8 protein-coding genes are annotated in these 6253 nt (G+C 44.2%); 4 read left to right on the top strand and 4 right to left on the bottom strand.

Going from position 1 to position 6253, the window contains the following annotated elements:
- The first annotated feature begins 411 nt into the window (after positions 1 to 411).
- Positions 412 to 738: a hypothetical protein gene (locus tag QD47_RS22620; protein ID WP_152643853.1), complete on the top strand. Its 327-nt coding sequence runs from the start codon at positions 412 to 414 to the stop codon at positions 736 to 738.
- A 43-nt stretch (positions 739 to 781) separates the two neighbouring features.
- Here QD47_RS22620 and QD47_RS22615 read toward each other — a convergent pair whose 3' ends face one another.
- Positions 782 to 1669: a LysR family transcriptional regulator gene (locus QD47_RS22615; RefSeq protein ID WP_044648247.1), complete on the bottom strand. Its 888-nt coding sequence runs from the start codon at positions 1667 to 1669 to the stop codon at positions 782 to 784.
- A gap of 118 nt (positions 1670 to 1787) precedes the next feature.
- Between QD47_RS22615 and QD47_RS22610 the strand changes: the two genes are divergently transcribed.
- A complete protein-coding gene (locus tag QD47_RS22610) occupies positions 1788 to 2849 on the top strand; it encodes a YeiH family protein (protein WP_152643852.1) in 1062 nt (353 codons plus the stop codon).
- 320 nt (positions 2850 to 3169) lie between these two features.
- Complete coding sequence (locus tag QD47_RS22605; protein ID WP_044648246.1) at positions 3170 to 4357, top strand: GH25 family lysozyme; 1188 nt, start codon at positions 3170 to 3172, stop codon at positions 4355 to 4357.
- A 73-nt stretch (positions 4358 to 4430) separates the two neighbouring features.
- Here the strand turns inward: QD47_RS22605 and QD47_RS22600 are convergent, their stop codons facing one another.
- Positions 4431 to 4700: a YuzF family protein gene (locus tag QD47_RS22600; protein ID WP_044648245.1), complete on the bottom strand. Its 270-nt coding sequence runs from the start codon at positions 4698 to 4700 to the stop codon at positions 4431 to 4433.
- A 170-nt stretch (positions 4701 to 4870) separates the two neighbouring features.
- Between QD47_RS22600 and QD47_RS33785 the strand changes: the two genes are divergently transcribed.
- Positions 4871 to 4993, top strand: a complete 123-nt coding sequence (locus QD47_RS33785; protein ID WP_268794268.1) for a hypothetical protein — start codon at positions 4871 to 4873, stop codon at positions 4991 to 4993.
- Between the two features lie 197 nt (positions 4994 to 5190).
- On the opposite strand, the gene QD47_RS22595 is transcribed toward QD47_RS33785, so the two are convergent.
- Both QD47_RS22595 and QD47_RS22590 read right to left on the bottom strand, forming a co-directional pair.
- Positions 5191 to 5421, bottom strand: coding sequence for an LSm family protein (locus tag QD47_RS22595; RefSeq protein ID WP_044648244.1), 231 nt, complete (start codon positions 5419 to 5421; stop codon positions 5191 to 5193).
- 106 nt (positions 5422 to 5527) lie between these two features.
- Entirely contained in the window at positions 5528 to 6199 is a 672-nt protein-coding gene (locus QD47_RS22590) for a cupin domain-containing protein (protein WP_044648243.1), read from the bottom strand.
- Positions 6200 to 6253: the final 54 nt, after the last annotated feature.

The raw sequence follows: 6253 nt of genomic DNA, 5'->3' as shown, positions 1-6253 counted from the left end.
ACACGACGACTGGTTTCTTTTTGTTTTACAATTTAGAGAAAAGGGCCGTCTCCAGCCAATTTTATGACTTATGGGACAGCCCCTTTTGGATCTTTTTCATGATATGAGCTGAACGAAAAATTCACATGAAAAACGGAGTAGGCGGAATGGTGATGTACAAGCAGCAACAGCGATGGGAAGCACCATCCGCTTGCGTAATGGCGCGTTATGTACATTTTATAGTAAAATCATCGGAATAAGCGAAGTGGAGGAAGAAATTCATGAATCCCGTGTTACATCATTACATTGCTGAGCTTGAATTTACCGGGGATCTATTTTCGGACGTAGAGAAGCTTTTTAACAAACCATATCCCCATTTTAGAAGAAGAATTAGCATTTCCGTATATCCTGCACCAAAAGCTGTCCAGAGAGATGACTATTCAGATCTTTGGACTAACGGATCCGATGCTGCTGAATGCGATTGAATGTCACACGACGCTGCGGAAGTCCATGAGTCTGCTGGATAAGATTTTATTTGTAGGAGACAAATTGTCATGGGATCAAGCACACGCCGCGCCTTTTCTAAAAGAGATAAGGAAGAATGTGAACGATCATTTGTTGGATGAAGCGATTATGATTTATTTTAACCATGTGTGGAGCAATAAAGAGAAGATGAAGGTTGTGCATCCCTGGTTATTAGAAGCCAGACAGTCTTTATTAAAAGAGCCCAAAGGAACATTCACGGATGTATTCGAGTAAGGTCAAGCACCTTCAGGGGTGCTTTTTTCATGGCTTTTGAGTTTCACCTTTTCACGTTATAACCTCGTAAAACCTCTAAAAAAACGGTAGCCGCTTTCGTTTCAAATACCGCAGAAGGGGTCAGAAAAGAGAATTTTCGAACGACCGGGAAGCCGCTTATATCCAACACTTTTAAAGTGCCCAAGGTGAGTTCCTTTTGAATCGTCCATTGTGACAGCAAAGAAATGCCCAAGCCTGCTTCTACAGACTCTTTAATAATCTGAGTGCTGCCAAAATCCATAATATGAGCAGGGGCAAACTGAAATCGTGCAAACATCTTTTCCGCCGCTTCCCGGGTTCCAGAGCCTTCTTCGCGCAGAATCCATATGTCCTCTTGTAGCTCACTTAAACTCACTTGAGATTTACCAGCCAAACGGTGATGATGTGGAACGACGATATACATTTCATCTTCTGCAAACGGTTCAATATACAAATGGTCATGTTGAAATTGTCCTTCAATAATCCCTACATCCAGTTGATTACTAATCACCAATCTTTCGATTTCCTGAGTGTTGCCGATGCTAATGGAGGGCTGAATGAGTGGATATTGACTTCTCATTTGCGCAATCACATGCGGTAGTACATATTCTCCGTATGTGTAGCTTGCGCCAATGGATAGATTGCCTTTTGCCGTATTCATCAGCTCGTCCACCAAATACTGCATTCGAGTATGGAGACGGATGATTTCCTGGGCATGGTGATATACAATTTCACCGGCTTTGGTTAAACGCACATATTTATTACTTCGCTCCAAAAGCCGGGCTCCCATCGTACGCTCCAGCGTTTGAATGTATTGACTTACGGCAGGCTGGGTCATGTGTAACTCTTCGGCTGTTCTTGTGAAGTTTTGTTTCTCCGCTGCCATAACAAATACGATTAAAGATTGATCCAAAGCCAACTCCTCCATTTTCATCATATGTATTTACTTATGGATACTATTATAATGATTTATTTTCCTTATGACAAAATACGCATTAAGCTTTATGAAGACAGAATTGGAGGTATTCACCATGAGCAGTCACATAAAGCGCATGAAATGTTCACTAAGTTCCGGTTTATCACAAAAGCGTTCCCCACACTCTAATCGAAATCGCTTTATCCAGCGTATCTTAGGCATTGGACTGACCATGATATTTGCATCCGTGGGGTATGGTCTGAACGAAATACCTGGCTTTCATTATGTAGGTCCTTTGGCTTGCGCCATGTTTCTCGCTGTCTTATACCGACAGCTATGGGGATATCCCGAAGCTTTACGCTCAGGGGTTGAGTTTTCGGCTAAAAAATTGCTGCGAGGGGCTATCGTATTATACGGACTAAAGCTCAATATGGATGTTGTTATTCATCACGGTATGGGCTTGCTCCTGCGTGATGTGGGCACCGTCGTATTTTCCATCCTGTTTACCATGTGGCTGGCCAAGCGCTTTAAGGCAGATGCTTCGCTCTCGCTTCTTCTCGGTATTGGGACAGGTGTCTGCGGTGCGGCTGCGATTGCGGCTGTTTCTCCCCTGTTGAAATCCAAGGATGAGGATACGGCTATAGGAGTAGGGCTCATTGCTTTGGTCGGAACTGTATTTGCCATTTTGTTTACTGTGCTTCGACCTTGGCTTCCTTTGACGGATATGCAATATGGAATATGGTCAGGCATCAGTTTGCATGAAATTGCACATGTGGCTTTAGCTGCCGAGCCTGCCGGACAGGATGCTCTCGCGATTGGCTTGCTAGCCAAATTGGGCCGTGTCTTTTTGCTAATACCGCTTAGCTTTATGTTCATGTACTGGATGAAGCGAACCGGAAAGATCCACTCGGATGCGAAAATGGAGTTCCCCTGGTTTCTCATTGGATTTGTCATAACAAGTTTGATCGGTAGCTATGTTTTGGGAAAATATATCGTAGTTCCTTCTAGTCTGATGAACGGACTTTCTCACATCACCACATTTATGCTAACGATGGCAATGGTAGGCATGGGGCTGAATGTGAGCTTTAAGACCTTGCGGGAGAAAGCGGTGCTTCCCTTACTGGTGCTGTCCATCACTTCGGTCATTCTTGCAGGCTTAACATTTTTAACCGTGTGAATATGGATACAAAAGAAGTCTCTGCTCGCTATGTAGCTGGTAGAGACTTTTTAGTGCTGTAAATGATAAACTTGAGATATGTGATGACTTATCCGTAACTTTTTACATATTATTGGCGTCTATCAAAATGGCGGGTACTGAGGATACTAGATTGCACGATTTTCATAAGTGAGGATTTTGCAAAAATCCACAAAGCGACGTGTAATCAGGAATATATAGATCGAAATGATTTTATTCGTCTATATATTGTACCTTGGAGCGACTGGAATCGAATTTCGCAAAATCCTGAAGTGAAAATTTATAGAATGGTAGGGTACATAATGAAGAAAATTTGTTTTTTGGCTTTTTTATTTCTGTTTTTATGGGTATTTCCAGGGGAAACTCACGCTACGTCTTCAAGTTCACATATTGAGCTGGATGGTAAAGATTTAAGTACTGCGAAGGGAATTCAGATCCAGGAAGTCAAAGGAAACATATTAGTTCCTCTTCGTCTCATTGTGGAGGAATTGGGTTATAAGGTCAATTGGGAGCCCAAGACAAGTACGGTAACGATACAGGATCGAGATCATAACCTCAGCCTCCAGGTAAATAGCCCCATAGCGTCAGTCGATGGTAATCAAATGGGGTTAACGGTAGCTCCATTGCTTAAAGGCGGAACGACTTATGTTCCTCTTCGCTTTGTATCTGAACAGACAGGGCTTGATGTGACATGGAGCAGCAAGTTAAAAACGGTGTTCCTGACTTCCCCGCCAGTCTCAAGCGGAAGTAGTGTTTCTTTGAATCAGGATTTAGAAGAAACACTGGAGCCAACATCTACTGAGCCTGTTACATCTACTATAGCTCCTGATACAATCGTCCCTGAGCCTGTCATCTCTTCCGACGGACATGCTCAAGGGATCGATGTCTCTCACTATAATGGCAATATAGATTGGCAGCAGGTTGCTGCCGCAGGCAAGATATTTGCTTTCATCAAGGCTACTGAGGGGACAACATACCAAGATAATCAATTTTTAGCAAATGTTCAGGGAGCGAGGGATGCCAACATACTGGTCGGTGCTTATCACTTTTTGAACGCTACAACTACGGATGGTGCTCGTCAGGAAGCTGCTAATTTTGCCAGAGCTATAGAATCGGCAGGGGGCAGTCTGGATCTGCCACCAGTGATGGATTATGAAAATAACCCAAAAGGTCTTACTCCTGCGCAAATTAGTGAGGTGGCTCATGCATTTTTGGATGAAACGGAGAAGCTTACCGGACGTCTGCCAATCGTGTACACGGGAAATGTCTTTGCTTCCAAGTTTGATCTTACACTTTCTATGTATAAATTGTGGGTAGCCAGATACAGCACCACTCAAAAACCGACTGCAGTTCCAGCCTGGGATAACTGGTGGGCCTGGCAGTACAGTAGCACAGGTAGTGTTCCCGGTATCCTTGGTAATGTGGATTTGAATGAATTCAATGGAACGATAGATGAACTCCGTTCTTCGCTGGCGGGAGATATTGAATAGCAGAAGCTTATGACAATAGTAAATCCTCGCGAATCCGGCATAGGATCGGCGAGGATTTTTGGCGTCTAATCGTTTAGTTGGGCATAATCCATACGATTTCGCAGATCCGGACAAAGAATTTCTTTCCGTACACATCCAAAATGACATGATCAGGTTTACAGTCCACTACACATCCGTCAATTCTGCCGCGTGTGGTCTCCAGTACAACATATTTGCCAATGACCGATTTTAATGTTTCTACGACATACGGGTCTACGGGAGTTACCATGATATGATGCGGGGTATGGTGGTGATGGGGAAAAGGTTGATTCGTACTGTAATTGAGCGCTTGATTTGGATTCAATTGCTTCACTCCTTCAGGATTAATTGTGATATCTTATGCTCCTGCCCAGAAAGGGTGTAGGCGGATGCCCAGTCGACGGAGAGAATCATTTCATTGCCGATAAGCCCGGTCCATAGGAAGCCTCTATACATAAGCTATGATGTACCTTGAAATGAAGGAGGAACTTATCCATGGGTGAATGCGAAAGAGGTTGTGGCGGTCAAGTTGGAGGCTACGGAGGTTGGACATCGACAGGGGCTATCCTGGTACTGTTCATTCTGCTGGTCATCATCACCAAGTCGTTTTGGATCTAAATTGAAATGAGTATATTAAATCCCTCACCGGTATAGCTGGTGAGGGATTTAAGCGTTTTAGGAGATCCAAATGGCTTGTTTGTATTGTAAAACACCCCAAATAGCAGCTACCACTTCCTGACGGATGAGTGTCGGGGGTGGTAGCTGTCATCAGAGGTGTCCTAGTTTGGTAGACAGGGATTGACGGTGCAGTGGACTTAAATTAAAGCAATTGCCAACAGGGTGAACAGGCTCAAGGTTAAGATTTGATTACCATATCCATAACCAGGATAGAAAGCAGATGTTTGAACACGCCCGTTTGATTCTTTTTTTAAGTACACGTTATTGCGATCCACCTTCACGATGGTTCCTTCGTGCTGTTGTCCGTCCATGGTCAAAACACGTACCTGTCTGTTCATACAGCCCAAGCAGTTGTAATAAGCGTCCATTCAATCACCCCCTCTTGTACATTCGCATTTTATGAGAGGAATGATGTAACGGTAACGGCTAATATACAGGGAGAAGGCATTCCCACCGATTTATGATCTTATCGGGTTAGGCCCATTCGTGATAAGGGTTAAAGGCGAAGCCGGGATATACGTCTGTAGGGGCATAGGTCCTTTCCGGGGTAGCCTGCTGGTGAGGGGGAGTATCGGCAAGTCTCACATGTATTCCCGGCTTTTTGGTCTGCTGGTGCTTGCAGTCATTGGGTGGACCGATGATCACAGTTTTTTTAATAGGAGCGAGCGCTTCCTGAATTTTATTCTCATTCAGGCAGTAGGTATGAGCCAGAATATTGCCTGGCGTTAATCGCAAGATGTCGGAGCCGAGGATGAATTCAGGGACGGGGGCATTAAAAATCGCTATCAAATGAGTATGGTCCATTGTGGCGACCTCGTAGTGCCACCATCCCTGGGGAACATTAGCGACCTGACCAGGTATGAGCGGGAAATGGTGCAACTCGCGGGTGAAAGGGTTAATTAGTGACACGGTCACTGCTCCAGAGACGCAGTATACCAGTTCTGCTGCATTTTGGTGGTAATGAGGCTCTACGACGTTGGCTGTGCTGAGGTAAATATCCAGCAGCGATATATTCGCCAACGTATTTAGTTGCTGGATTGAAAGCTCGTTGATGTAGTTTTGAGCATCCTTTTGAAATAAAACATTGTCTTTTAAATCATAAGTAAATTGTGCGGAGGGAGAGGTGTAATCCATATATGAATCCACGCGTCGTTCCTGCCTTTCTGCTATTCAGAATTTGATGATCGTACAGCTACCCTA

The organism is Paenibacillus terrae (genome assembly GCF_000943545.1).
Lineage (GTDB): Bacteria > Bacillota > Bacilli > Paenibacillales > Paenibacillaceae > Paenibacillus > Paenibacillus terrae_A.
The sequence above is the reverse complement of the archived record's forward strand: the minus strand, read 5'-3'. Positions and strand labels throughout refer to the sequence as shown.